Source organism: Oryzibacter oryziterrae, from assembly GCF_021864535.1.
Classification (GTDB): domain Bacteria; phylum Pseudomonadota; class Alphaproteobacteria; order Rhizobiales; family Pleomorphomonadaceae; genus Pleomorphomonas; species Pleomorphomonas oryziterrae.
In genome coordinates, this window is record NZ_JAKJIC010000015.1 from 1 (window position 1) to 25304 (window position 25304).

Below are 25304 nucleotides of genomic sequence, written 5' to 3' on the forward strand. Positions count from 1 at the left end.
GAGGGGTGAACGCCGGTTCCGTCTGCGCAAGGTGCGAGGATAGGACAGCCAAGGCAGAGGGCCAGTCCAGCCGACGAACGTTTGTTGCGAGACAAAGCGTCGAGCCGGAACCCCTCTCTCCAACTCTCCCCCACAAGGGGGGAGAGGGTGCCGGTTGGTTCCCTCGAAAACCTACCAGCCTTGAAGATTCCAGTCCGACACTCCGACAGGCTCTCTCCCCTCTTGTGGGCGATTGGTTCCTGCCCAGCCCAATCAGCGTAGAGACTTCAGGACAGGGCCTCCAACAAGGTCTGTCCATATGCCCTGCCCAGCCAAGATCAGCCCGCGAGGTCGCGGGCTTGTTCGATCCAGTGTTCGCGTTCGATGCGGCCGGGGAAGGCGAGGTAGGTGCCGATCCACTTGGCTTCGGCCTCGGTCCAGGCGGCGATCTGGCTGAAGTGGAAGATGCCGAGCGCGTTGAGGCGGGCTTCGTTCTGCGGGCCGATGCCCTTGATCTTCTTGAGGTCGTCGGCCCTGCCCTCGCGAGGGCCGGAGAGGGCCATGGGGCGGAGGCCGACCTGATCGGCAGCGGCGGCCTTGACCGGATCGGTGACGCTGTCGCGTGCCTGGGACTCGGCGGCCTGGATGGCCTGCTCGACGGACTCGGGGGCGGCGTCGGCTGCAGGCACCGGTTCGACGGAGGTGGACGGTGGCGTGATGTCGGCTGGAGCTGAGGGCGCGGCCGATGGCGGCTCGTTCAGGAACTCCGCAAGGCTCTGCCCGGCAACGGCCGGCTGGGTCGCAGACGGACGCGCCAGCACCAGCTTGGCGGCGACGCCAAGGCCGATGCCGAGCGCCACGGCGATGGCCGTGAGTATCAAGGTTTCGATGACGAGCCAGACCATGGACCTATCCCCCTAGAGCACCCGCCGAACAGGTTGAAGCAACCTGATCGGCAAGCGGCTGCTCAAACTTTTGAATCAGGAGCGCTTTCTAGTCGACCTCACGATCGCGTCAGGTCGACAAGCGCTCTTGAAGGCCCTCAGGCCGCGCGATCGCTCGCAAACCAGCCGATGACGCCGCCGGCAGCAAGCGCCACCAGAAGATAAGGCCACAGCATTGAAATCAGGTAGAGCATGATCTGTTACCTCGATGCCGCCCGGTGGAGGGAACCTGACGTTTCAGTCCAGATGTCAGGGCCATTTCATTCACCAGATCAAAAGCTTGCGGGCCGACTTGTTGCGGGCATCCGCACCCCGGATGTCGCGACAGAGCCCTCAGGGGTCCGGGGCGAGAACGTGAATTTCGATGCGCCGGTTGCGCGCCCGCCCCTCTTCGGTGGCATTGTCGGCGACCGGCTTGTCAGCCCCGAAACCCTTGAAGCGCAGTCGGCCGGTGTCAACACCCACATCGGCAAGGAAGCCGGCGACGGCACGGGCGCGATCGTCGCTGAGTTTGAGGTTGGCCTGGGGATCGCCGGCATTGTCGGTGTAGCCGTCGATGGCGATGATCGCCGACGGACAGCGCTGGGCGAGCCAGCCGAGACGATCGAGCAGGCCGTGACTGTCGGCGGAGATGGCGGCGGAGGCGTTGTCGAACAGGATGGTGTTCTTGCCCATCACCTCGGCGAACAGGTCGTCGCAGGCCTTGGCGTCCACCTCGCCGTCGGTCTTCATGACGCCGACGGAGGTGTCGAGCCGGTAGCCGGTGGGAACGGCGCCGGCGATATCGGACGAGAAGCGCACCGCACCGACGCCGGTGAAAGCCTTGCCGCTGGCGGTGATGGTGGTGCCCTCGACAGTGACCGATCCCTTGCCGAGAAGCGCGGCGGCCTTGACCGCCAAGAGGGCCACCTTGTCGGAATCGGCCGGCATGCCGTCAGCAGGTTCAAGCTGCACGGTGAGATCGGCCTTGCCGAAGACGCGGGCGGCTTCGTCGAGAATGGCCTTGCGCATGGCGTCGCCCGAATAGGTGCCCTCGATGGTCACGGTATCGAGGCCGCGCTCGACGGCGAAGCGGAAGCTCGGCGGAAAGTCCACCTGCACGATGCCCTTCTTGACCGCCTTGGGCAGGCCAGCCTCCATGGCGGCAATGGCCTCCATGCCGGTCTTGGCGCTGGGCGCCTTGCCGAGAACGGAGAGAGACTCGCCCGTGAGGCTGATGGTGCCGCTCTGCAGACGCGCGATCTCGACAGCGGCAAAGCCGGCCACCTTCTCGAGATCGATGCCGGCGGCAAGACCGGAGGCGAGCGTGGAGCGATCGACCACCACGAGGTCGCCGGCGGCGGCTTCCATGTTCTCGCGGATGGTGGTGCGGATATCCTCTGACGGCACCGAGCCGGAGATGATCAGCTGATCCTCGCGCCGCTCGACCGACCAGACATAGGGCGAGACCACCGGCGGGGCCGCATCGAGCGTGACGGTGAAGCCCTTGGGCCCCTCGGTGGCGGCGGCGTCCAGCTCGATGAGGTCGGCACCGGTCTTGGCCTCGCCGGAGAGGCGGATGGTGGCGTCCGACAGCAGCATGGAGCCATTCGAGAAGCGCGACAGGAGGTCGAGCCCCCAGGCGACCGCCTCGGCATAGCCGTCGGGGGCGCCGGAGGCGAGCGTGGTCTCGATCACGGGCGGGGCAAGGCCGGTGATGGCGGCGGCCGCGTCGGCAATCTTGCGGCGGGCGGCGTCGGACGGGACGAAGCCGGTGATCGACAGCTTGTCGCCGGTGCGCGTGGCGGCCAGCGAATAGGGCCGGACGATGGGCAGATCGATGGCGGTGTTGACGGTGAAACCCTGGTGATCCCAGGTTTCCAGATAGGCGTTGAGGGTGCGGTAGCTCTCCGGCGTGGTGGCGCGGCCGGAGATGGTGAGCGTGGCGTCGGACATGTCGATGCGGCCGACGGACAGGAGATCGAGGAAATCGGCCGCATCGGCGGCGACATCGGCAAAGCGGTCCGGTGCGCCGGAAGCAAGATCCACCTGATCATGGGCTGGAAGCTGTCCGGCGCCGGCGACCACCGCCCCGAAGAGGCTGGTGCGAGTGTCCGGATCGGGAGCGAAGCCCGAGACGAAGACGCCCTTGTCGGTCTTCTCGACGCTCCAGGTGAAGGGCGCGGCAAGGGGACGGGTGACTTCGACCTCGGAAACGGCGTAGTTGGCTGGCAGCGCCAGGGACAGGTGGGCCAGGCGGTCATAGGCGGCGTTGCTGACGGCTTCACCGCTGATGGTGATGGCGCGATCTTGCAGGGTGATGTCGCCGCTCTCAAGGTCGCCCGTCAGCGGGTAGAGCGTGTTCAGGGCCTTGAGAAAATCGGCATCCGGCAGGCCGCGGGCGAGCGACAGGCGGTCATTATAGGCAAGACCAGGAACGGCGCGCGTGAGGGCGTCGACCATGCGCTGGCGATCGGGCTGCGAGGGGGCGTTGCCGTCGATGGTGAGCGAACCGGCATCGCGGTGCAGACCGACGCGATAGGGTTTCACCTCGGGCAACAGGCCGGCGGCGGAGGCATCGACGCTCCGGACGCCGAAGACGCCGGAGATCTTGTCGACGGCAAGCTGGCGGAGCTCTGCCGTCGGGGCGGCGCCTTCGAGGATGACGTCGCGTCCATGCAGGGAGACATGGGCCCAGCTGGTGGCTTCGCCGGCAAGGGCCGCCTCTACACGATGACCGATATCGGCGGAGATCCGGGCACCACCGGCCATCAGCGCCGCAACCGCCACGGCCACCGCCGCAGTGCCGCCGAGGACGGCGGAAATCTGCCAACGCACCATTTCACTCTCTCCCGCATGCCCGTGGCAGCCCTGCCGCGCAGCACCTCAAGTCTATGGGCGGATGTGAGGAAAATGCAACTCCTTCAAGGTGTCGCAGGTATGCAAGAAAGACGAGGCAGCGTGACCGCAAGCGAAAGACGGGAACGAGCAACAAGACAAAAAGAAAAGGCCCGGATTGCTCCGGGCCTTTCCGAATTCCAACAATCCCCAGAGGGGAAAGTTATCAGAATTCCTTGGTGAGCTTGGTCAGAGCGTAGAACGCGTCGTTGGTCTCGTTGTAACCAACTTCACCCAGGAGGGTGGTCTTCTCAGCCAGCGAGTAGGTGGCGCCGAGGCGGGCAGCCCACTCGTTATCAGCCTTGTCGTTGATCGAGTAGCCAACACCGCCGTAGAGCGAAGTGGCATCGTTCAGAGCATACGAAGCAGCGAGGCCGAGACGAGTGGTCTTGTCGTTACCCTCAACGATGTAACCTGCCTTGGCAGAAACCTCAAGAGCGTCAGTAGCCTTGAAGGTCACGCTAGCCTTCACGCCGTAGACGTCCTTGCCATTCGTCCAAGTATCGGGCTCCGTGCCGGAAGCGTCTTCCCAGTAAGCGTCCAACTCAGCCGAACCCCAAGACTGACCGGCAATACCGACCTTGCCTTCAACACCGAGGGCGTTATCAGTGAGAGCATCGGCTTCGAGCACGTCCGGACGGACATACAAACCAACACCAGCGAAGAAGCCGCCACCGAGGTCCGAAGCAACGATCTGAGCGCGCAGGCGGGTCTTGTCCTGACCGATCGAGTAGCCGTCGTCGGCATAGTCGATGTAGCCGTCGCCGTAGAACGAACCGGCATAGCCGATCGTCAGCATGCCAACCTGCAGGTAGGCCTGATCGAGGACGACGTCATGGGTAGAACCAGTGTGAGTGACCGAATAGTCGGCGGCATTAACCGTACCCGAACCATCCAAGTCACCTTCATAGACGCGAACGTCCTTGGCCGTGCTGCCCGACTTGAAACGGAAGTACGAGCGAACGGTACCGAAGTCCGAAGCGGTACGGGTATCAACAAAGATACGACCGTCAGCGCCGAACTTCAGCGTGTCGTCACCGGTCTTCTGGGTGTTGTACTGAACCCACGAACGGACGCGGCCACCGATTTCCATGCAGGTCTGGGTGCCGGGGATGTAGAAGAAGCCAGCGCCGTAGGCGTCGCAAACCTTCACGTAGTCAACAGCAGCCGGAGCGGGCTCGCCCGGCAGGTCGGCAGCGTAAGCACCCGAGGCGACCATCAGGCCGGCGGCGGTACCGAGCAGAATGCTCTTCATGTTCATTTCCTGACCTCCAAAGTCAATTCAGAGAAGGAACCCTTCCTAGCTCGCTCCCAACGGCCTGACCGCGGTAGCTTCGTAGCCTGGAACCGGTTCCGGTTCTTTGCCGCTTCAATCCACTGCCAACCACCCCAGGCCAATCAGCTTCACAAAGCGGTGAGTTCCGTCTCCCGAAATCTCACGGTGATAGTGATGGCCGATCCGGCGTTCCGGTTCAACGGGAAAGAGGCCCGTCAAATGCCTCAAAAGGCACTTACAAATGCCATGTTGCAGAATTGCCACTAATATCAGTAACCACTTATAAACCTAGGTTAAGAACCAGTTAACATTCTGGTTCAAAAGAGAAATATGAATTCTCAAGCCGTTAGGAACCACTCGATTTCCGGGGATTAGGTGGCTTTACGTAGAGGCTTTCAGGGAGCCCCTTGCCACAGGTTTGACAGGCCTTCATCACGGCGATCCACAGGGTGACCGGGCGAATCCGGGGTGAAGAATCACGGATCCGTGATCGAAACAGGCCTGAAGGAGGCATGGTTAGCGGAATCATGGGGAGCGATTCCATGATGCGAGTCGCATGGGCGACCGGTCCTTGGCGTTTCGGAAGCCGGCTCGTTGCTTGGGGAAAGGGATCTATCAACCCACCGGTTGACTCAGCCCGATCGCGACAGCCACCCGCGAGGCGTCCCGCGTTGCTGCATATGATCGGGGCTCGCCCTGGCTGATGGGACACCATAATATGGCGGGCAGAGGCTGACGGCGCCTTATAGAGTGCGCCAGACCGTAAGACTGTCCATCAGATCCATCATCAGGGAATCGGCCATGCGCTGCGTATCGGGAGCCCTTCTGTTGTTGCTGTCGCTGACTGCCGCCGAGGCACGCGAGTGCAAGGCGGTGGACGGCGATGTGCGGGCGGCGCTGGATGCCAAAGCCTACGATCGGCTGGCCCCTCTCTACAGGCAAGCGCAGGCGGCCTGTGATGCCGCCTGGACCGAGGCGCTGGGCGATGACATCGCCAAGGCGCAGGTGGACCGATTCTTCGACGCCGTGGGCGAGGCCCAGGGCGATTCGGACCTGGTGGCGCAGAACCTGTCGCTGCTGACGGACGCCAAGAGCTTCGGCTCGCCGTGGCAGTTGTTGCTGACGCTGGCCGAGGTGGATTTCGACCGCAAGGATTATGACGCGGCCGCGCCGCTCTATCAGGAAGCCATGAACCGGATGAGCGCGGTGGCGGCGCGATCGGACGCTGAAGCCGACGCCCTGCCCGACATTGCCGACTTTAAGGCCATACACGCGCGCATGAGCGAGGCGGTGCTGCTGGCGCAGACTTACGAAGCGCCGCCCGTCCGCCGGGGCGAGCCGGAGGACGGGCTCTATACCGGCAGCTGGCGCGGCTATGTGGTGAAGGCAGTGCCGGTGCCGGTGCAGTTCGCGTTCGGCACGACCGATTTCACCGACAAGGGCCTCAAGGCGGCGACGCATCTGGCGCGCTATCTCGCGACATCCGGGCTCAATCATGTGACGCTGGTGGGGCACACCGATCCGGTGGGCTCGGACAAGGACAACAAGGTATTGTCCCAGAAGCGCGCCGAGGCGCTCAGGGATTTCGTGGCCAAATCGGGCTACAAGGGCAGCATCGATGTGATCGGCAAGGGCGAGAGCGAGCCTTTCGTGCCCGACGATGCCACGCGCTTTGCCAGTGACCGTGATGCACAATATGCCCTCGACCGCCGCGTGGAGCTTCTGAGATGAGATCGACCGTCCTCCTTTCCGCCCTCCTGAGCTGCGCCAGCCTGATGCCGGCGCAGGCGACGACGCGCGCGCTGCTGGTTGGCATCAACGACTACAGCGGCACACCGCCCAAGCTCGAGGGCGCCATCAACGACGTGGAGGACGTGGACAAGAGCCTGCATCATCTGGGCATCGCCACGACCAAACTGGAAAATGGCACCGCGACGCGCCAGGCGGTGGTGGCGGCCTATGAGCAGTTGCTCAATGAGAGCCAGAAGGGCGACAGCATCTATTTCCATTTCTCCGGCCATGGCATTTCCATTCCTGACGACAATGGCGACGAGGCGGACGGGCAGGACGAGTCCTATCTGCTGGCACCCTTCGACGAGACACGGCATCCGGACGAACAACTGGTGGACGACGATCTCGACCGGCTGTTCGCCGCCGCCGAGGACAAGGGCGTCGATGTGGTGTTCGTGGCCGACGCCTGCCATTCGGGCAGTCCGGCGCGGGCGGTCGGTGCCGATCCGCTGCCGACGCGCATGTATCGCCCCAAGACCGACCCGACGCGGCCCGCGCCCATCGACATCGCGGCCAGGGCCACGGACCGCAGCAACGTGATCGCCGTCGGGGCCACGCTCGACGATCGCACCATTCCCGAACTGATGATCGACGATCAGCCGCGCGGCGCGCTGTCCTATGCGGTGGCGCGGGCCTTTGACGGGGCCGCCGATCTCGATGGCGACGGCAAGATCACGGCGGCGGAATTCGAGATCTATACGCGGCAGGTGGTGCGCAATCTCGCCGCCTCCAAGCAGACGCCGCAGTTCGACGTGCCCGATGCGACACGGCTGATCGCGGTGGCCGACAGCGGCGAGCGGCGCACCCGCTACTCCTCCGACCTGCCGGCGCTGCCGGTGGAAGTGCGCAAGACCGGCCCCTGGCAGGCGATCGCCGAAACGCTCGCCGGACTGCAGGGCGTGAAACTGGTGGATGACAGCCAGGCTGCGGCGCTGATTCTCGACCCCGACGACGGCACCGCACTCAATGAAGTGCGCGATACGGTGGCGAGCGTGAAGGATCCGACCAAGGACTTTCAGAGGGTGGTGAAGAATGGCCAGCTGATGCAGGGCATCAACAAGCTGGCCATGCGCAACCCGCTGTCGATCGCGTTCGCGCCGTCCGACGACGTGCTGCCCCAGGGCACGCAGATGTCCTTCAAGGTGGAAGGCATGGACGACGGCTATATCACCGTGTTCGACGTGACCGGGTCCGGCCAGGTGCAGACGCTGTGGCCGCTCGGTCCGTCGGACGCCGATCCGTGGGAGGATGAGGGCCACCCCTTCCTGCTGTCGGCCACGGTGTCGCCGCCCTATGGCGCGGACAATTTCGTGGTGGTGGCGACTCCCGACGAGCCGACGGCGCTGCGGGCGCTGCTGGCGCAGCCGGACAGCCCTTCGCCGGAAGCGCTCTATGGGGCGCTGGTGAAGACCGCCAAGGAGATGCATGTGCAGGTGGGCGTGCAGGCCTTCTTCACGAAAGGAAGCTGAAATGAGCCACGTGATGCGCGCCGCGCTGATGGCCGGCGGGATCTGCCTCGCCGGACAGGCCGCTGCGACCGACCGGGCGCTGATCGTCGGCATCGACAGCTATCCCGACATTCGCATGCACGGGGCGCCGCATGCGCGCGACCTCAAGGGCGCGACCAACGACGCGCTGCGCATGAAGGATCTGGTCACGACCGTGTTCGGCGTACCGGAGAAGAATGTCACGCTGCTGCTGGACGAGGAAGCCTCGGGCCGCGCCATCATCGACGCGTTCCAGAATGATCTCGTCAACAAGACCAAGCCCGGCGACCATGTCTATTTCTATTATGCCGGCCATGGCGCGCAGGTGGTGGACGACAATGGCGACGAGACCGACGACCATCTGGACGAGGTGCTGGTGCCCTCCGACGCAGTGGCCGAGCTTGGCGAGGCCGACGCGACGCTGAACGGCGTCATCTATGACGATGACATCGGTACGCTGGTGTCGGAGCTGGACGGACGGATCGTGACGGTGATCGTCGACGCCTGCCATTCGGGCACGATCACGCGTGGCTATGCGACGGGTGGGGCGACCACGGCCGCCTACAGCCCGATCCGGACGATCACGCCCAACGGCCCGCGCGGGCACAAGAAGCTCAACTCGGCCAAGCGCGACATCCTCACCGAACTCAAGGGTGAGCAACTCATCGATCCGGTCAAGACGCGTGGGGTCGGGGCACCGGAACTGGCCGTGTGGAGCGCGGTGAGCGCCGGGCAATATGCGCTCGAGGACATGAGCCAGGGCGGATCGGCGGGTCTGTTCACCAGCCGCTTCATCCGCGGCCTCGCCGGCATGGAGGCCGATCTCAATCACAATGGCGCGGTAACGCCGGCCGAGTTGCTCGCCTACCTGCGCAAGCAGACCAAGGCTTACTGCGGTTCCTATGATTGCCTCGGGCAGGATCCCCTGCCCCGGCTCGAAGCCTTCGACGACTATCAGCGTTACGCGCTGGCCGTAGGCGACGGCAGCGGCACGCCGGTGGCCTTCAATGACGCGGTGCCGCAATCGGATGCCATCATCCGCGAGACCGGCGTCGCCGTGCCGACCGACATGCTGCCGGCGAGCGACAAGCCGGTGAGCGTGACGCTGAAGGGCGGGGCGCAACAGAAGCTGGGCTCGGCGCTCAATCTGACCGTGACGGCGCCGGAGGCGGGGCGGCTGATCGTGCTCGACCGGCGCGAGAGCGGTGAGACGGTCCAGCTCTTTCCCAACAGCTACTCGCGCATGCTGGGGCAATCGGACCTGGTCAAGGCCGGCGAGACGGTGGCGATCCCCGGGGACGGCGCGCCCTTCGAGCTGACGGCGGATACGGCCGGCAAGGGGACGATCACGGCACTCGTCGTGGACCCGTCGGTGGACGTGAAGGCGCTGATCGACGCCAACCAGGATCTCGCCGACATTGCCGATGCAACGGGCTATGCCAACACTCTGGCCGGTGCCGTGAGCCGCGCCGTGACCTTTACCGTGGCCGCAAACGACCCTAGAGAGATCAGCGTGAAGGCCCCGCTCCTCCTGCGTGGCGATGCTCCCTACGACATCGAGAAATGACAATCATCTATCTGGTTCGGCATGGCCGGACGCATTGGAACGCCGAGGGGCGCTTCCAGGGACAGGGCAACTCGCCCCTGACGGCCGAAGGACGCGCCCAGGCGGCGCATGTGGGCGGGCTGCTGGCAAGCGCGCTTGCCGACCATGCGGGACCGGTGCCGGCGCAGGTGAGCCCGCTCGGGCGCACGGTTGAGACGGCCGCGATCATCGCCGACAAGCTGGCGCTGAGCATGACTGAGGAACCCCGCCTGAAAGAGATCGCCTTCGGGGAATGGGAGGGGCGCACGCGCGGCGACATTCTCGCGAGCATTGGCTACACCGAGGGCAGCAAGCCGGTGGACTGGCAGTTCCATGCGCCGGGCGGCGAGCGGTTCGACGAGATCTATGCCAGGGCGGAAGACTGGCTCCGCAGCCTCGACATGCCCGTGGTGGTGGCGATCAGCCACGGCATGATCGGGCGACTGATCCGCGGGGTCTATGCCGGGCTCGCCAAGGACGACATGCTGACACTTCCCGTGCCGCAGGACGGCTATTATCGACTGCAGGATGGGCAGATCGATTTCGTGGGGTGAACCATGGCCAGTGTGGAGACAAAGAGACGCGCATTTCGCCAACTGCATACGGAGCCGGGGCTCTTTGTCATTCCGAATCCCTGGGATCTAGGTTCAGCGAGGATACTTGAAGCGGAAGGCTTCCTGGCATTGGCCACCACCAGCGCCGGCATGGCGTTTTCCATGGGGCAAGCGGAAGGCAGCGTCTCGTTTGACGCAGCATTGGCCCACTGTCGGCTATTGGCGGAGGCCGTGGACATACCGGTGTCCGCCGATCTCGAAAAGGGAATCGGGGATAGCCCTGCAGACGCTGGAACATCCATACGCATGGCAATCGAAGCCGCACTGGCCGGTGCCTCGCTTGAGGATCACACAGGCGACCCAAAGGACCCGATCTATCCCTTCGACCACGCCGTCGAGCGTATCAGGGCAGCGGCCGAGGTCCGAGACCGCTCCGCGCCGGATTTTGTGCTGACGGCACGGTGTGAAAACTTCCTCTGGGGGCAGGTTGACCTCGACGAGGTGATTGCGCGGTTGCAGGCCTTTGAGCAGGCGGGCGCTGACGTTCTGTTCGCTCCAGGCCTCAAGACGCTCGAGCAGGTCCAGCAAGTGGCAAAATCGCTCCAGCGTCCCATCAACGTGATTGCCGGGCTTTCCGGATCCAGTTTCAGTCTCCCTGACCTAGCAGCAGCGGGGGTAAAGCGGGTCAGCTTAGGCTCTTCATTGGCGAGGCTGGCCTATGGAAGCCTGATTGAGGCTGCCAAGGAAATAACGGGCGAAGGTCGATTTGCGTTCGTCGACAGAGCCGCGAGTTTTAGCGAAATCGAGGCGCGGATGCATAGGGCGCTATAAGTGCCGGTGACTGGTGTTCGTCGACGTTAGAGCAGCCTTCGTGGCGACGGCCTTTGCCGGCGCTTGCTCCTCACATGCTCAGCGCGGGCTTCAGGGTGAAGAGGCAGGTTTCTTGCAGGTCGGCGGAGGCGGTGAGGTCGGGGGCGGGCTCTTCCGGCTTGGGACGCGTCGGCGGCGGCGTGGTGTTTTCGGCGACGACCATGTTGGGATCGACGAGCTGGATCAGGGCGCCGATGCCGCGGGTGCCGCCGGCGAAGCGGCTGACGAGGGCATAGTCGGCGCCGAGATCGGCGCGGTCGCCGGGGTTGGCGGCGAGCTGGTTCTTGATGGTGTCGAGATAGGGGATCGGCTTGCGGGCGCGGACCAGCACCAGCGTCTCGCCCTGATCGGCGGCGGGAATGGCATATTCGGGCACGGCGGCAAGATCGCGGATGGAGCCCGAGCCGGTTTCCCCGAAGGCGTAGAGCGTGGACTGCAGCGGGCCGGAGGTGCTGATCTCGAAGGAGGCCTTCTGGGAGACCGTCATGGTCTCGCCCTTCTGGAGCGGAATGGGCGTCGGCTTGGCATTGGGGCTCGGCAGGGCCGGGTCGGAGACGGCGACATTCCACGAGCAGGTGGTGCGCAAGGCCGGCGCGACCTCCACATAGGCCACGGGGCTGCCGCCGGTTGTCCCGGAGGCGGTGCCGCCGATGGCGCGGGTGGAAGCGGCGGGACCTTCGCCGCGCACACGTTCGATGAGATCGCCATGATCGACACCCAGCTTGACCGCAAGCGTCTTGAGCAGGCGGGTCTGCACCTTGGTATCGTCTGCGGCGACCACCCAGTGCAGGCGCTCGACACCGGCATTGGCGACGATCAGCTGCGACAGCTTCTCGATGGCGGCGTCATCGCCGAGCGGCAGGGGATCGGCGACAGCGGGGCTGGCGGCGATGAGCAGGCCGGCAACGAGAAGGTCACGAGCAGCTTTTCGCATCGAGGGTCACCTTGAACTGGTAATCGATCTGGCCGTCGAAGCGGTCTTTCAGGAACTGGCTGGAGGTGGTCAGCACGGCGGCGCCGGTGAGCCCCTTCAGACGGTCCCTGAGTTCGCCCGTCAGGTCAGACAAGCTTACGGTCTGATTGCGCGTGGCGACCACGAACAGGCGGATCTCGTCCTCGGTCGCCTCGATGGGCAGGGCGGCGATGGCCTCGGTGAGGACGCCCGGGGCGACGGTGTCGCCCGAGGTCTTGAACTGCGAGGCGTCGAGCACGACGGGATCGGCGGCGCGCGAGACCGAGGCGATGAAGAAGCGCGGCGGCGCGAGCAGGCTGGCGAAGGGGCGACCGTCGCGGGCTTCAACGCGCAAGACCAGCGTTTCGCCACCGACAACGACGGGCTGGCGCTGGCTGTCGTAGCAGGTGGGCAGCAGCTCGAACTTGTCGGCACCGGCACTGTAGTGGGCGCGGCGCGGGGCGGCGTTCTCGTGGCTCGCGGCCGCAGTCTTGTCGACCGGCACCCAGGTCAGCTCCACCGGGGCAGTGATCTCAAGATACCAGGCGGTCGCGGTGGCGAGGACGGCGAAAGCGGCGGCGGCGAGCCAGCCGGCCTTGCGGCGGGACAGGAAGGGTTCGGCCGAGAAGGGGCCGAGCAGCGGCTCGATCTCGTCAAGCGTGCCGAGGTGGTGGATGGCGAGGTCGAGACCTGCAGCCGCCTCCTTGAGGCGCAGCAGCGTGCGGGCCTCGGCTTCGGCGAGCGGGCGCCCGTCGACCGCGAGGAGCGGCAGCAGCACCAGGATCTTCATGCCGGCAAGCTGGGCGCGGTGCTGCAGGAGATAATCGCCGATCAGACCGAGCTTGCCACGGATGCCGTCGACGGCGGCGACCGAGACGGTGCCGACGCCGTCCGGCGACTGGGTGAGCGCGATTTCGCCGGTGGCGAAGACGGGGCCATGCGGCCGACCGAAGGTTTCCAGCAGGGCGGAGACGGCGAGGCCGAGACCGGCGGACTTGGCGTTTTCGTCGGAGAGGCGGCCGACCTGCAGCTCGGAAATGCGCAGGTACCAGGGCTTGAGGCGAGCGTTGCGCCGACCGAGCCAGACGCGATCGAGACGAGTGCCGGCGAAGCGGAAAACGGCCTCGCGCACGGTCTGGCCGATGCGATAGAGGCCGAAGTCATAGAGTTCGGAAATCTGCGCGACCAGCTTCGCCGGATGCTCCTCGGGGGGCGTGTCTCCGGCGATCGCTTCGAAAAGCTGCTGGCCTGATCCGTCCGCGCCGACCAGCGGCACGAACACGCGAGATGTCATTGCGCACCGTCCCTGTGGTCCGACCGCGAAACTTGGTACCCAAATGTTCGCGACTTGTCGGACCACAAACCTTTGAAATTGGCGGATAAAATGATCATGACATTTGAGTCTCAAATGTCATGTTTTATCCGTGAGCGGCCACATGTCGAAGGCAGCGAGGTCTTCCTCGACGATCTCCAGACCGGCGAGCGGCACGTCAGCGGCGCCATTGCCATCGAAGGCGACGTCCACATCCGGACCGAAGGGGCCGAAGGAGACGCGGGCGGCCCGGCCGGCCCAGCGATCAAGACCGGCGACGCCGCGCGCCTGCAGCTTGAGGACGGACAGGCGCCCATCGGCATCGCGAACGAGCGCGGCATGGATCAGGCCATCGACGGCCAGGAGACCGGCGGCGGGGAAGGACCAGCCGTCGGCGCCCTTGGCGGCGAGCGCCCGGAAGGCGATCGGGGCCGAGGCCATGGCGCGACCGGCGGTCAACTCAAATTCGGCAAAGGCCGTCGCCGTGGCGACGCGGACGGTGCGGGCAAAACGCCGGAGCAGGAGTTGGTCGGATGTCAGGGTCATTTGCCAAGTCCTCTACAAAATGGATTGGTATTCGTTGTCAATTTCTCTTGGCATGGGCTTACGGTCTGGTTTCGAGGCATCTTGGCATCTCCCCGGAATGCTGACGCATCGGCTCGTTGGTGCACTTCGAATTTCTCATCTGCATCAAGGGCATGAGATAATCGAAGTCGGAATGCCCCACGGCACTTGCGGTGGCGTAGGGCATCAGCCGGCTTCCTTCTGCACGAAGGCGGCGACACGGGCCGACAGGTCGGACACATAGGCGCCGAGATCCCCGTCATAGTCGTTCTTGAGGCGGCGGCGCAGGGAGAGATCGCTCTTCATGGCGTCCGCCAGCGGGCGGCCTTCGAGGATGGCGGCGAGCAGGCCCTTCTCGTCGGCAGCGACGGCGCCGGCCATCACGGCGCGTTCGAGCAGCGGCAGCGCCTCGTCATGGGCGAGCAGCGGCCCGTCATCCTCGTCCTCAAGCTCGGCAAGTACCGGTTCGAGGTCGGTGTAGGAGACCATGCGCGTGACGTCCTGGCCGGCCACGCGGGTGACGATGGCCTTGCCGAGCGGCGTCTTGGCGAAGGCGACGCCGTCGGCACTGCCGGGCACCGGGGCGGAGGCGAAAGCGGTGTTGAGCTCGAGATCGGTGGGACGGCGGCCGACCTCGTCATTCATGGCGGTGCGCAGCGCCTTCAGGAAGCCGTTGGCGGCCTTGAGGCTGTTGACGCCCACCTCTTCCTCGCCCACCAGCCAGTCCTTGGGGCAGAGGCCGAGACGCAGCACCTCGGCATAAGGACGGTTGGCGGCATCGAGGCACTTGAGGATTCGGTTGGACAGTTCGAACAACGCCCCCTGATCGAGGAAGCGGCGGATCCTGGCCGGGCCGCCGACCAGCGCCTTCCAGGTGGACAGCTGATCTTCGCCCGAGACGGCGGTGGGGCCGGCCGCGGCGGACTGAACGAGGGTGCGCAGATTGTCCGCCGACGAGGGCTGGCCGGGACGGCGACCGATAGGCCGATCGAGCACGTTGTCGAAATAGAATTCGGCGGCGCTGTCGGCGTCATTCGGCGGCGGATAGGCCCACAGACCGACGAGGCCTTCCACATAGCGGCGGTTGATGGAGAGGGCCCGGGCGACGCGATCGTAAAGCTGGAAGGCCTTGATCTCGACCAGCGGCACCGACGGCGGCAGATGATCATTGCCGTTGAAGAGATTTGCGAGATGCCCGGCGTATTGCGCCACGATGTCCCGACCACCCTTGCTGCTTGCGCCTGCCATCTTGCCCGCCCCGACTGTTACTCACTGCATCCTAGCAGGGCGTGGGTAGAAAAGTCAGGGACTTTTGGCAATGGGGCATGTGGGGCGGGCCCATGATGCGAGAGGTCGATCAGGAGACACCTGCCCGCGCCAGAAGAACGCCGAAGATCACCAGCAATCCGCCGAACACGCGATCGATCCAGTGGCGCACGGCCAGGATGACCCCGCGAATGCGGCCGGAGGAAAAGAACAGGGCGACCAGGGCGAACCAGATGACATGGGCCGCGGAGATGAAGGCGCCATAGCCAAGCTGAACCGCAAGCGGGGTCGACGGCTGCACCACCTGCATGAACAGGCTGACGATGAAGATGGTCGTCTTGGGATTGAGGGCGTTGGTCAGAAAGCCCGTCCGCCAGGCACTGGCGTCCGATGGAGCCACGTCGGCCTTGGGGGCGGCACCAGACTGCGGCCGCGACAGCAGCATCTTCGCGCCGAGATAGATGAGATAGGCGGCAGCGACGAGCTTCAGCGTGCTGAACAGCCAGAGCGAATGCTGGATCAGCAGGCCGAGCCCGAGAACAGTGTAGGCGACGTGGACGAGCACGCCGCAGCCAATGCCCAGCGCCGTCAGCAATCCCGCGCGGCGCGACAGCAGCAGGCTGTTGCGCGACACCATGGCAAAATCCGGCCCCGGACTGATCACCGCCAGAATGGTTATGGTGACTACAGCTAGCAATTCGGTCATCATGCGCCTCTACAAGATCGGTTGATTTTCTGATGAATATCGCATCGAGCGGCGAGGCACTAACGATGACTTCTGACGATAATGGTGATTTCAAATCACGCATCAGCGGCAGTCGCCTGCCCTCATTGTCGGGATTGCGGTGCTTTGAAATGGCGGCACGCACCGAGAATTTCGGCAAGGCGGCGGACGCGCTGCATCTCACCCATGGCGCCATCAGCCGGGCCGTGCGCCTGCTTGAGGAAGAGCTTGGCGTCGCGCTCTTTGACCGCCGCAGCCGGCGGGTGTTCCTGACCGCCGAGGGACGCCGACTGGCGGAGGCGGTCCAGGCCGGCTTCGGCACCATCGCCGAGGCGGCAGCGGCCTTGCGGTCCGCGCGGCACGGCAACCAGATCACGTTATCCTGCGAGCCGACATTGCTGATGCGGTGGTTGATTCCGCGCCTCGCCAGCTTCGAAAGCGATCATCCCAAAGTGACGTTGCAGCTTGTCGCCGGTGGCGGCCCTGTCCGGCTGGGCGCGGGGGTGGATCTCGCCATTCGCCGCGCCGACTTCCCCTTGCCGCGCGATGCCCGTAGCGAGCCGCTGTTTGACGAGCGCGTCGGGCCGGTGTGCCGGGCGGATCTCGTGGAGCGCTTCTTTGAGGTGACCAGCGGCGGCGTTGCCCTGCGGCGCGATGCGGTGCCTCTGCACACGCGGACGCGACTGCAGGCATGGGCGGACTGGGCGCGGGCGGCCGGACGAACCGCGCCGACAGGCCCGGGACGGCAGTTCGATCACTTTCACCTGAGCTTGCAGGCGGCGCAGGCGGGAATCGGCGTTGCCATCGGCCCCTGGCAGATGGTGCGGGACGAGATTGCCAGCGGCATCCTGGCGGCCCCCTGCGGCTTTGTCGCAGATGGCTCGAGCTATGTGCTTCTGTCGCCGGACAAGCCGCATGCCGCACGGGCGGCGACACACGAGGCCCTGCTGTCGTGGCTCAAGAGTGCGGCGACCTGAAGATCGCGCCCGCTGAAAAGCAGAATGGCCGCAAACGCTCCGCCCGAGGGCGTCGTTGCGGCCATCAGCGCCCTGCGGGCGATGTGAAAGGCCGGTGACTGTTTCCCGCCTGGGGCAAGCGGTCACCGGCTCTCGTTGATATTCCCAAGCCGTCGTCAGGACGACTTGGCGGCGTCGTCCTTTTCCTTGGGGGCGGCGGACGGCAGGGACGGGATGGCCTTCAGATAGGCGGCGATGGCGGCGCGGTCTTCGGGCGGCAGCAGGGCCATGTTTTCCTGCACCTCGACCATGGAGCCGCCGAAGCTGTCGGCATCCGGAGTGAAGCCGGTTTCGAGTGCGCTGGCGATATCCTCGGCGGTCCAGTCGGCGATGCCGTTTTCACCGGAGGTGATGTTGGGGATGGAGCCCTTGCCCTCGGGGTTCGGAGCGCCGGCCAGCCAATGGGCATAGTCGGGCGCGCCGGCGAAGTTGCGGCCGGTGTGGCACTCGCCGCAATGGCCGGGGCCTTCGACCAGATACTGGCCGCGCTTGACGAGATCGGAGGCGTCGGCCGGCAGAGTGACCACGGGCGTGGTCTTCATGAAGGCGAGCTTCCACAGGCCGAGGCCACGACGGATGTTGAAGGGGAACTTGAGGTCATGGTCGGCGACGGCGTTGTTCACGGCCGGCAGGGTGTCCATGTAGGCCTTGAGGTCGATGACATCCTCGACCTTCATGCGGGCATAGGAGGTATAGGGGAAGGCCGGGTAGAGATGCTCGCCCTCGTCGTCGACACCGCGGGTGACGGCATTGACGAAATCGACCGTCGACCAGGAGCCGATGCCGGTGTCCTTGTCGGGCGAGATGTTGGGCACGCGGAAGGTGCCGAAGGGCGTCTTGAACTCGAGGCCGCCGGCGAGCTTCAGCCGCTCGTCGCCCTTGGCGCCGGGGGCGGCGTGACAGGAGACGCAACCGCCGGCGTGGAAGATGCGCGCGCCGTTGGCGACATCGGCCTGATGGGCGGGCAGATCCGCCTCGGTGAGGACCTTGGGGGCGGTGAGCACCCAGAAGGCGCCGAAACCGGCCGCGCCCAACACCACCAAACCACCGAGAATCTTGCCGATTGCCATTCTGCCCCGCTCCTTTGCCCCTTCAACCGACTCAATGCCGGCCGGTTGAACCTGACGCGCAGCAAATCAGCCGGCGCGTGTCATCCACATTAACAAATTTCACCCAGACCCGCGATTCGAGCCTGATGAGGGGCATATCTAATGGGCAAAAGTGTCCGATCCCTGTCAGAAGCGCGAATGAACCCGCCTGTTCACGCCAGACTCACGATTCAGTGCGGCTTCATCATGCGTGACGATTGGGCTCGCAAGCAGAGCGGGCATGGCTTATGATCCCAGCCATGACATTCTGGCAGCAGTTCTCTTATATCGTCAGCCGCATACCGGACGCCGTCACCTGCGTGGTCGAGAGCGTCATCGACGCAGTGCGCGGCAACGCTTCGCCCGAGGCGCGGCGCGAACTCGCCTTCACGGCCGCGATGATCGCGCTGTCGGCCAAGATGGCCAAGGCGGACGGCGTGGTGACCATGGACGAAGTGAACATGGTCAAGCGCCTGTTCGTGGTGCCGGACACCGAGCAGCGCAACGTGGCGCGCCTGTTCAATCTCGCCAAGCAGGACGTGGCCGGGTTCGAGACCTATGCCGCGCGCATCAAGGCGCTTTATGACGGCGACGACGCGACGCTGGAAGACATTCTGGACGGGCTGTTCCGCATCGCCGCCGCCGACGGCACGGTGCATGAAGACGAACTCGCCTTCCTGGAACGGGTGGCGGAAATCTTTGTCCTTAGCCGGGAAACCTTTGCTCGCCTGCTCTATCGCCATGCGCAGATGGGGCCGGATTGTCCCTATGCCGTGCTCGGCCTGACGCCCGATGCACCGCCCGACGAAGTGAAGCGCGCCTGGCGTCGGCTCGTCTCCGAGCATCATCCCGACAAGCTGCATTCGCGCGGGCTGCCGGCCGATTTCATCCGGCTGGCAACCGAGCGCGTGGCGCAGTTCAATGCGGCTTATGCCGCCATCGCCCGGCAAGCCGCCTGAAGCCTGGGGTAAATTCTACTGGGGTGGGCATCTGGCTTAGATGTCTGCGCTTCCGGTGCTCATGGACCATCAAGGTCCACTGCGCTCCGGTTCTCGCCATCGTCGCCACCTGCCGCACCCCAGCGAATTTCCCCGCAGGCTTACACATCCCGATATGGCGGGCATCTGGCCTAGATGTCTGCGCGCGCCAAGGCTCATGGACCATCAAGGTCCACTGCGCTCCGGTTCTCGCCATCGTCGCCACCAGCCGCACCCCAGCGAATTTCCCCTCAGGCTTGCACATCCCGATATGGCGGGCATCTGGCCTAGATGTCTGCGCGCGCCAAGGCTCATGGACGATCATCGACGGTTATCAGCAGTAGCAGCAACGCTGAAATCGTCATGGTCCGCGGAGGCGGACCATCCATGCAGTCATGGGAAAAAAGTCCGAAGGTCCGCTGCCTCTGGAAGAGCGGACGCGAACGTCTTTTCGCGACGTGATGGATGAGGCCTTCTACACTCTTTGTCTTGACTGCGTGGATGGTCCGCCTCCGCGGACCATGACGTGCGGGAAGGAGCGGGAGGCGATCCTTCTCAGGTAACCACCTTCCCTTGCGCCTCAGCCACTCACCCCTGCAGCTTCGCGCGGACCATGACGCGCGGGAAGGAGCGGGATGCGATCCTTCTCAGGTAACCACCTTCCCTTGCGCCCCAGCCACTCCCCCCTGCAGCTTCGCGCGGACCATGACGTGCGGGAAGGAGCGGGACGCGATCCTTCACAGGTAACCACCTTCCCTTGCGCCTCAGCCACTCACTCCTGCAGCTTCGCGCGGAACATGGCGCTGAGAGTCTCGGTGTCGGCCGCGAAGCCGCGCATGCCCTGGCCGAGGAGGTCGTAGGCCATGGGATCGTTGAGGAGAGCCCAGCGGACGGCGGGTTCGCTGAGGTCGACGCGGGGAAGCGGGGTGACCGGCGCGGACGGGCCGAGCTGGCGGGGGACGGTTCCCTCGGTGGCGGCGAGACCGGCGAGAAGCGCCGGGCCGATGGTGAGGTGGTCACAGCCGGCGAGCGCCAGCACCTGGTCGACGCCGCGGAAGGACGCGCCCATCACACGGGTGGGATAGCCGAACTTGCGCAGGTAATTGTAGATGACCGCGACATTGGCGACGCCGGGATCGAAGCCGTCGGCGGTCTTGTCGACGCCGCGGGCCTTGTACCAATCGGTGACGCGCCCGACGTAAGGGGCGATCATGAAGGCGCCGGCTTCGGCGGCGAGTGCAGCCTGAACCACCGAGAAGACCAGGGTCACGTTGCACTCGATGCCACGCGCCTTGAGGATGCGCGCCGCCTCGACGCCTTCCCAGGTGGCGGCGACCTTGATCAGCACCTTGGACACGTCGGCGCCGGCCTCGCGATAAAGATCGATCAGCCGCTCGGAGCGGGCGACGGTGGCGGCGGAGTCGAAGGACAGGCGGATGTCCACCTCGGTGCAGACGAAGCCCGAGGCGATGGTGCACATGGCTGCGCCAAAGTTCACCGCCACCTTGTCGATGGCCCATTCCACCTGGCTCTCAAGGCTGCCGCCCTTGGCGCGGGCGTAGGCAACGGCCTCGTCGAGCAGTGGAGCATGAACAGGATCCTGCGCGGCCTTGAGAATGAGCGTGGGATTTGTGGTGCAATCCTTGGCGCCGAGCGTACGGATGGCGGCGAGGTCGCCGGTGTCGGCACCGATCTGGGTATGCGCGGCAAGGCCAGTGAACAGGGTGGACATGATGCAACTCCTTTTACGTGAGCAATAGCCCATCTCTTGAGCACATGCCATATGGGAATCTGAGGATGCGGACAGGATCGAGCCCGGAAAGGTCGGTCACGGCATCGCGTCCTTTGGCCCGCTATCGCCTCAGGAAGGCCTGTGATACCGGTTTATGCGGATGGCTGGCCTGACAAGGAGTTTGCCGAAATGACCAAAGTCTGGACCAGCGGACGGGTCCGCGAAGACGGATTGCCGGCGCGCCGCGTCTGGCCGGCGATGAAGCGCGGGCTCGCCTGCCGCTGTCCGGCCTGCGGCGAGGGACGGCTGTTCAACGCCTATCTCAAGGTGACGCCGGTCTGCAGCGCCTGCGGCGAGGACCTGTCGCACCAGCGGGCCGACGACGCGCCGCCCTATTTCACCATCCTGATCGTCGGCCACATCATTGTGCCGCTGGTGCTGTTCGTGGAGATGAACTGGCACCCGGACGTGACGCTGCAGATGCTGGTGTGGCTGCCACTGACGGCAATCCTCGCCTTGTTGATCCTGCCGCCGGTGAAGGGCGCGGTGGTGGGCTATCAATGGGCAAATTACATGCACGGTTTCAATCCGCTGGCCCATGAAAGCGAAGAGCGGGATCCAGCCTATGCGGGAGGCGAAAGCCGATGAGCGAAAAGGGTGTGCCGACTGCCGCCAAGCCCAAGACGCTGGTGCCGCGCGATGCGGCAACGCTGCTGGTGCTCGACCGCACCCTTTCGGGCCTGCATGTGCTGATGGGCAAGCGGCGCGACGATCTGGCGTTCAATCCGGGCGCCTATGTGTTTCCGGGGGGTGCCGTCGATCCGGAGGACGGGCTGGTCTCGGTGGTGAGGGGACCGACCGAGCGCACCGAGCAACGGCTCTGCGACCGCATGCGCGGCAAGCCATCCAGGCGTCGCGCCAAGGCGCTGCTGGTCGCGGCCCTGCGCGAGACCGTGGAAGAGACCGGCTATGTGATCGGCCCCGTTGGCAGCAGCTTTGCCAAGGCGCCACCGGAGGTGTTCAGCCCCTTCGTGGAGCGCCAGGTCGGGCTTGATCTCAGCCTGATGACGCTGGTGGGACGGGCGATCACGCCGGTGAAGCGGCCGCGCCGCTTCGACGCACGCTTCTTCGCGCTCTGGGCCGACGCAGCGGTGACGCATGCGCCGTCGAGCCCGGTGCCGCCGGACAACGAACTTTCCGACGTGCGCTTCATATCGCTTGAAGCGACGCTCGACATGAACCTGCATCACATGACAAAAGCAATGCTGAAGGCGCTGAACGAGCGCCTCGACCGGGACCCCAAGCTGACGGGCGAGCTGCCCGCGCCCTTCTATGTTCCGGTCGGTGACACGCACCGCCTGGAAAGCATATGACCGACAAGAGATTTCTGCCCGAAGGCTATCACGCCATCGCCCCCGGCAAGCTTGCCAATGTGGTGACCTTCCTGGAAATGACCGCCCGTCCGGATCGTCCGGCACGACCGACGCCGGCGGGTTACACGCTCACGGAAATTGACCACTGGGACAATGAGGCGTTCCTGCGCCTCTACAAGGCGATCGGCTGGGAATGGCTTTGGACCTCGCGCCTGCTGATGAGCGAGACGGAGCTGACCGCACGGCTGGCCCGACCGGGCAACCGCTCCTTCTGCCCGACGAAGGATGGCCAGCGCATGGGCGTGCTGGAGATGGATTTCGCCGATCCGACCAATGTGGAGATTTCCTTCTTCGGCCTTGTGCCGGAAGCGATCGGCGGCGGCATCGGCGGCTGGCTGATGGACCAGGCCATCGCGCTTGCCTTCGATCGGCCGGAGACGAAGCGGCTCTGGCTGCACACCTGCCACTTCGACAGCCCGCAGGCCCTGCCCTTCTACCAGCGCATGGGGTTCCGCCCCTACGCCCGTGCGGTGGAAGTGCATGACGATCCGCGCCTTCTCGGTCGGCTCGACCCGGCGGCCGGACCGCACGTGCCGCTGATTGCCGACGCGCGCTGGCCGGACGGGCTATAGAGCGCCGCCCTTCCGCGCGATCAGGATTAACGCTAAGGTGGGCACGGCGTCGAGGAGCGCCGCCGCCTCAAATTTCCTGGAGTGCTTTCATGAAGTTGTTTGCGATGACGGCCGCAGCCGCGCTGGTGGCGCTTGCCCTGCCCGCCGAGGCCAAGCCGCCGGTGAAGATCGAGCGTCTCAACGCCTACCAGATCTGGGAAGACAGCGGCGAGCTGTCGGAGAAGGTGCCCAAGGAGAGCGAACAGATCACCGCCAATGGCGACAAGGGCAGCTCGACGCAAATGATCGTGGACACGGTGGTGTCCGGCCCCAAGGGCGAGCTGGTGGAGCCGACGGCCGAGCTGCATGTCTGGGCGGCGGCGGTGTTCCCCCCCGAAGGCCAGCCGGCCAACCTCGTCGACCAGACATGGCCACTGAACTTCGTCGGCATGTCCGGACTGGTCTATCGTTCGGTGGTGGTCAGCCACGAGTGCCAGCCGTTCGACTTTTCGGCGCAGCTGATCCAGGGCAACAAGAAGGGCCCGGTGGTGACGCGGCGGCTGAACATCTTCTGCGGCGATTGAGCCAAAAGGATGCTCCCGCCAGCTGAAAAGCCGGCGGGAGCCGTGGCTGTCATGCGTGGATCAATGGCGCCGGGCCAGCGACAGAAGCAGCGCCCTTTCCGCCTTGGCAAACTTCGGCGAGGGCTTGAGCTGGGCAACCTTGACGCGGGACCTTTCCCCCTGAGCTGACTCCGGCAGGCCATAGGCGATGACGTTCCTTACCGACGAAACCAACAGCTTGCCGTCGACGATCGCGGGGCCGGCATAGTTCGCGTTGGAATAGGTGGCATTGGCGCTGGTGTGCCATACGGACTTGCAATCGGCGTAACAATTGGCCGGGAAGGCAGCCAACTGCCTGGGCGAGGCAACATAGACCAGACTGGAAGCAATCACGGGCGAGTAGGAACTGCCCGGCACCGTCGTGCTCCACAGGGGCGCACAGGGCGAAGCTTCGCAGCCAGCCTTGAAAGCGACCAGTTTGGATCCGGTGACGACGAAAACCTGGTCGCCGCTTGCCGCAACCACTCTACTGCTCGCCTCGGGCAGCGTTCCGGTCCAAAGCGCGCCGCAATTGATGCATTCCGGCGGCAGAGCGAAAAGGGTGGTGCCATAGGTAACGTAAACATACCCGTTGGCCACCGTCGGAGCCGTGTTGTCGACCGTGTCCCAATGTTCCGTAGAGGTACAAATACCGCCGCCGGTCGCGCAGCCGACGTCATAGGCATACAGCTTGTTTGACAGGATCGCAAAGACGCGATCGTAACCAACCGCCAAGCTTCTTTCCGGGAAATAGTAACTCGCGCTGTTACCGTCCTCAGAGTGCCAGATCGGGGTACAGGTCGCCCCACCCGTGCGGCAGGTGACCGAGAAGGCATAAACACCTGCACCGGCTCCGCCTTGAGCCACGACATAAACCACGCTGCCGGAAACCACCGGAGCACCGACGCCGGGAGGCAGGACAGCCTTCCACACGAGACTTCCATCAGAGACCTTGCGAGCAAAGAGCTTGCCCGTGCCAGCATAGATGACATAGCCGTTTGCGAGGACCGGAGCGACGACGCGGTCAGCCAAAGCCGTGGTGCCCGGAATGGAATAGACCTTCGCATGGGTTTTCATGGAATAGGCCGACAGGCTGCTGTCGTTATTGACGGATACGACAATATCGCCCGACACCAATGGCGTGCTGTAAGTGTTCATCGGCGCCCGCCAGAGCGTGTCGAGACTGCGGATGGAATAGCTGTCCAGCACGTTCTCGGTCTTGTTCCAGCCGCGATTGCCGGTGCCGTTGCGCCAGCTGGTCCAGCTGGTTTGCACCTTGAAGGACGTTTGGGCAAACTTGCCACCGGCAACATGCGGCAAGACCGTGAAATCATGGGCGCCCGGCTGCGCGCTGCCGGAGATGCTGGTGGAATAGGTGAATCCACCCGTGCTGGACGTCAGGCGAAAGGCAATCTGCTGCGTGTCGAAATAGATGTCGACGATGGAGTTGGGCGTGAAGGACTTGCCGGTGAGGACCACGGCCGTGGTTGGCGGGCCGCTTGTCCTGCTGAGGGTGAGGCTGGCGGCGGAAGCTGCGGCCGGCAACAAGAAGACCAGGACAATCAAACGCAGCAGCGATGCAATCAAGGGGTGGAGCTGCACATCGGCCTCCTAAAAAAGTAAATGAAAGATTACGCAAAACACCTGAGCGGACTTTCGCATAGCCGCGTGCACTTGTCACTTCGACAAAGACTCCGGGAAATGACCATTTTCAGTCGGCGGAT

Annotated in this window: 22 protein-coding genes; 11 read left to right on the plus strand and 11 right to left on the minus strand. The window is 64.8% G+C overall.

The features are described from left to right. Window positions 1-317 precede the first annotated feature (317 nt). The 3 genes from L2I41_RS21590 to L2I41_RS15600 all read right to left on the minus strand — a co-directional run bounded on the left by L2I41_RS21590 (window position 318) and on the right by L2I41_RS15600 (window position 5055). A complete protein-coding gene (locus tag L2I41_RS21590; RefSeq protein WP_313791144.1) occupies window positions 318-884 on the minus strand; it encodes a helix-hairpin-helix domain-containing protein in 567 nt (188 codons plus the stop codon). Window positions 885-1256: 372 nt separating this feature from the next. Continuing rightward, window positions 1257-3743 carry an OmpA family protein gene (locus L2I41_RS15595; RefSeq protein ID WP_237154501.1) on the minus strand — a complete coding sequence of 829 codons (2487 nt, stop codon included), beginning with the start codon at window positions 3741-3743 and terminating at the stop codon, window positions 1257-1259. Window positions 3744-3966: 223 nt separating this feature from the next. Beyond that, window positions 3967-5055, minus strand: a complete 1089-nt coding sequence (locus L2I41_RS15600) for a porin (protein ID WP_237154502.1) — start codon at window positions 5053-5055, stop codon at window positions 3967-3969. 822 nt (window positions 5056-5877) lie between these two features. Between L2I41_RS15600 and L2I41_RS15605 the strand changes: the two genes are divergently transcribed. From L2I41_RS15605 to L2I41_RS15625, 5 genes are read left to right on the plus strand one after another with little or no spacing between them, the layout of a single operon-like run. After that, on the plus strand, window positions 5878-6807 hold the full coding sequence (locus L2I41_RS15605) for an OmpA family protein (RefSeq protein ID WP_237154503.1): 930 nt from the start codon (window positions 5878-5880) through the stop codon (window positions 6805-6807). Then, window positions 6804-8336 carry a caspase family protein gene (locus tag L2I41_RS15610; protein WP_237154504.1) on the plus strand — a complete coding sequence of 511 codons (1533 nt, stop codon included), beginning with the start codon at window positions 6804-6806 and terminating at the stop codon, window positions 8334-8336. The genes L2I41_RS15605 and L2I41_RS15610 overlap by 4 nt, the downstream gene beginning before the upstream one ends. 1 nt (window position 8337) lies before the next feature. Continuing rightward, window positions 8338-9921 (plus strand): caspase family protein, encoded by a 1584-nt coding sequence (locus L2I41_RS15615; RefSeq protein WP_237154505.1) that lies wholly within the window; start codon window positions 8338-8340, stop codon window positions 9919-9921. Further along, window positions 9918-10493 carry a histidine phosphatase family protein gene (locus L2I41_RS15620; RefSeq protein WP_237154506.1) on the plus strand — a complete coding sequence of 192 codons (576 nt, stop codon included), beginning with the start codon at window positions 9918-9920 and terminating at the stop codon, window positions 10491-10493. The genes L2I41_RS15615 and L2I41_RS15620 overlap by 4 nt, the downstream gene beginning before the upstream one ends. Window positions 10494-10496: 3 nt before the next feature. Further along, the gene (locus tag L2I41_RS15625) at window positions 10497-11324 is read left to right on the plus strand and encodes an isocitrate lyase/PEP mutase family protein (RefSeq protein WP_237154507.1); all 828 of its coding nucleotides are present in this window, start codon (window positions 10497-10499) and stop codon (window positions 11322-11324) included. Between the two features lie 70 nt (window positions 11325-11394). On the opposite strand, the gene L2I41_RS15630 is transcribed toward L2I41_RS15625, so the two are convergent. The 5 genes from L2I41_RS15630 to L2I41_RS15650 form a co-directional block, all read right to left on the minus strand. Continuing rightward, window positions 11395-12297, minus strand: coding sequence for a hypothetical protein (locus L2I41_RS15630; RefSeq protein WP_237154508.1), 903 nt, complete (start codon window positions 12295-12297; stop codon window positions 11395-11397). Beyond that, on the minus strand, window positions 12278-13609 hold the full coding sequence (locus L2I41_RS15635; RefSeq protein WP_237154509.1) for a hypothetical protein: 1332 nt from the start codon (window positions 13607-13609) through the stop codon (window positions 12278-12280). Before L2I41_RS15635 ends, L2I41_RS15630 begins: the two co-directional genes overlap by 20 nt. 117 nt (window positions 13610-13726) lie before the next feature. Next, the gene (locus tag L2I41_RS15640) at window positions 13727-14173 is read right to left on the minus strand and encodes a hypothetical protein (protein WP_237154510.1); all 447 of its coding nucleotides are present in this window, start codon (window positions 14171-14173) and stop codon (window positions 13727-13729) included. 204 nt (window positions 14174-14377) lie between these two features. Continuing rightward, window positions 14378-15439: a hypothetical protein gene (locus L2I41_RS15645; RefSeq protein WP_237154511.1), complete on the minus strand. Its 1062-nt coding sequence runs from the start codon at window positions 15437-15439 to the stop codon at window positions 14378-14380. A gap of 109 nt (window positions 15440-15548) precedes the next feature. Then, window positions 15549-16163, minus strand: coding sequence for a LysE family translocator (locus L2I41_RS15650; protein ID WP_237154512.1), 615 nt, complete (start codon window positions 16161-16163; stop codon window positions 15549-15551). 65 nt (window positions 16164-16228) lie between these two features. Here L2I41_RS15650 and L2I41_RS15655 point away from each other — a divergent pair, with 65 nt between their 5' ends. After that, entirely contained in the window at window positions 16229-17158 is a 930-nt protein-coding gene (locus L2I41_RS15655) for a LysR family transcriptional regulator (RefSeq protein ID WP_255720259.1), read from the plus strand. Window positions 17159-17313: 155 nt separating this feature from the next. On the opposite strand, the gene L2I41_RS15660 is transcribed toward L2I41_RS15655, so the two are convergent. Continuing rightward, complete coding sequence (locus L2I41_RS15660; RefSeq protein ID WP_237154514.1) at window positions 17314-18267, minus strand: c-type cytochrome; 954 nt, start codon at window positions 18265-18267, stop codon at window positions 17314-17316. A gap of 278 nt (window positions 18268-18545) precedes the next feature. Here L2I41_RS15660 and L2I41_RS15665 point away from each other — a divergent pair, with 278 nt between their 5' ends. Beyond that, window positions 18546-19244, plus strand: a complete 699-nt coding sequence (locus L2I41_RS15665; RefSeq protein ID WP_237154515.1) for a molecular chaperone DjiA — start codon at window positions 18546-18548, stop codon at window positions 19242-19244. A 790-nt stretch (window positions 19245-20034) separates the two neighbouring features. Here the strand turns inward: L2I41_RS15665 and L2I41_RS15670 are convergent. Next, entirely contained in the window at window positions 20035-20994 is a 960-nt protein-coding gene (locus L2I41_RS15670; RefSeq protein WP_237154516.1) for a transaldolase family protein, read from the minus strand. Between the two features lie 189 nt (window positions 20995-21183). Between L2I41_RS15670 and L2I41_RS15675 the strand changes: the two genes are divergently transcribed. The 4 genes from L2I41_RS15675 (at window position 21184) to L2I41_RS15690 (ending at window position 23562) form a co-directional block, all read left to right on the plus strand. Then, window positions 21184-21642 carry a DUF983 domain-containing protein gene (locus L2I41_RS15675; protein WP_237154517.1) on the plus strand — a complete coding sequence of 153 codons (459 nt, stop codon included), beginning with the start codon at window positions 21184-21186 and terminating at the stop codon, window positions 21640-21642. Next, the gene (locus L2I41_RS15680) at window positions 21639-22367 is read left to right on the plus strand and encodes an NUDIX hydrolase (RefSeq protein ID WP_237154518.1); all 729 of its coding nucleotides are present in this window, start codon (window positions 21639-21641) and stop codon (window positions 22365-22367) included. The genes L2I41_RS15675 and L2I41_RS15680 overlap by 4 nt, the downstream gene beginning before the upstream one ends. Beyond that, on the plus strand, window positions 22364-22999 hold the full coding sequence (locus L2I41_RS15685) for a GNAT family N-acetyltransferase (protein ID WP_237154519.1): 636 nt from the start codon (window positions 22364-22366) through the stop codon (window positions 22997-22999). Before L2I41_RS15680 ends, L2I41_RS15685 begins: the two co-directional genes overlap by 4 nt. Before the next feature lie 89 nt (window positions 23000-23088). Continuing rightward, a complete protein-coding gene (locus L2I41_RS15690) occupies window positions 23089-23562 on the plus strand; it encodes a hypothetical protein (RefSeq protein WP_237154520.1) in 474 nt (157 codons plus the stop codon). Window positions 23563-23622: 60 nt separating this feature from the next. Here L2I41_RS15690 and L2I41_RS15695 read toward each other — a convergent pair whose 3' ends face one another. Continuing rightward, window positions 23623-25182, minus strand: a complete 1560-nt coding sequence (locus L2I41_RS15695) for an outer membrane protein assembly factor BamB family protein (protein ID WP_237154521.1) — start codon at window positions 25180-25182, stop codon at window positions 23623-23625. Window positions 25183-25304: the final 122 nt, after the last annotated feature.

What these genes read in the sequence shown, in the direction of transcription:
- L2I41_RS21590 (WP_313791144.1), bottom strand. Translation starts at nt 884, where the DNA reads ATGGTCTGGCTCGTCATCGAAACCTTGATACTCACGGCCATCGCCGTG.
- L2I41_RS15595 (WP_237154501.1), bottom strand. Translation starts at nt 3,743, where the DNA reads ATGGTGCGTTGGCAGATTTCCGCCGTCCTCGGCGGCACTGCGGCGGTG.
- L2I41_RS15600 (WP_237154502.1), bottom strand. Translation starts at nt 5,055, where the DNA reads ATGAAGAGCATTCTGCTCGGTACCGCCGCCGGCCTGATGGTCGCCTCG.
- L2I41_RS15605 (WP_237154503.1), top strand. Translation starts at nt 5,878, where the DNA reads ATGCGCTGCGTATCGGGAGCCCTTCTGTTGTTGCTGTCGCTGACTGCC.
- L2I41_RS15610 (WP_237154504.1), top strand. Translation starts at nt 6,804, where the DNA reads ATGAGATCGACCGTCCTCCTTTCCGCCCTCCTGAGCTGCGCCAGCCTG.
- L2I41_RS15615 (WP_237154505.1), top strand. Translation starts at nt 8,338, where the DNA reads ATGAGCCACGTGATGCGCGCCGCGCTGATGGCCGGCGGGATCTGCCTC.
- L2I41_RS15620 (WP_237154506.1), top strand. Translation starts at nt 9,918, where the DNA reads ATGACAATCATCTATCTGGTTCGGCATGGCCGGACGCATTGGAACGCC.
- L2I41_RS15625 (WP_237154507.1), top strand. Translation starts at nt 10,497, where the DNA reads ATGGCCAGTGTGGAGACAAAGAGACGCGCATTTCGCCAACTGCATACG.
- L2I41_RS15630 (WP_237154508.1), bottom strand. Translation starts at nt 12,297, where the DNA reads ATGCGAAAAGCTGCTCGTGACCTTCTCGTTGCCGGCCTGCTCATCGCC.
- L2I41_RS15635 (WP_237154509.1), bottom strand. Translation starts at nt 13,609, where the DNA reads ATGACATCTCGCGTGTTCGTGCCGCTGGTCGGCGCGGACGGATCAGGC.
- L2I41_RS15640 (WP_237154510.1), bottom strand. Translation starts at nt 14,173, where the DNA reads ATGACCCTGACATCCGACCAACTCCTGCTCCGGCGTTTTGCCCGCACC.
- L2I41_RS15645 (WP_237154511.1), bottom strand. Translation starts at nt 15,439, where the DNA reads ATGGCAGGCGCAAGCAGCAAGGGTGGTCGGGACATCGTGGCGCAATAC.
- L2I41_RS15650 (WP_237154512.1), bottom strand. Translation starts at nt 16,163, where the DNA reads ATGACCGAATTGCTAGCTGTAGTCACCATAACCATTCTGGCGGTGATC.
- L2I41_RS15655 (WP_255720259.1), top strand. Translation starts at nt 16,229, where the DNA reads ATGACTTCTGACGATAATGGTGATTTCAAATCACGCATCAGCGGCAGT.
- L2I41_RS15660 (WP_237154514.1), bottom strand. Translation starts at nt 18,267, where the DNA reads ATGGCAATCGGCAAGATTCTCGGTGGTTTGGTGGTGTTGGGCGCGGCC.
- L2I41_RS15665 (WP_237154515.1), top strand. Translation starts at nt 18,546, where the DNA reads ATGACATTCTGGCAGCAGTTCTCTTATATCGTCAGCCGCATACCGGAC.
- L2I41_RS15670 (WP_237154516.1), bottom strand. Translation starts at nt 20,994, where the DNA reads ATGTCCACCCTGTTCACTGGCCTTGCCGCGCATACCCAGATCGGTGCC.
- L2I41_RS15675 (WP_237154517.1), top strand. Translation starts at nt 21,184, where the DNA reads ATGACCAAAGTCTGGACCAGCGGACGGGTCCGCGAAGACGGATTGCCG.
- L2I41_RS15680 (WP_237154518.1), top strand. Translation starts at nt 21,639, where the DNA reads ATGAGCGAAAAGGGTGTGCCGACTGCCGCCAAGCCCAAGACGCTGGTG.
- L2I41_RS15685 (WP_237154519.1), top strand. Translation starts at nt 22,364, where the DNA reads ATGACCGACAAGAGATTTCTGCCCGAAGGCTATCACGCCATCGCCCCC.
- L2I41_RS15690 (WP_237154520.1), top strand. Translation starts at nt 23,089, where the DNA reads ATGAAGTTGTTTGCGATGACGGCCGCAGCCGCGCTGGTGGCGCTTGCC.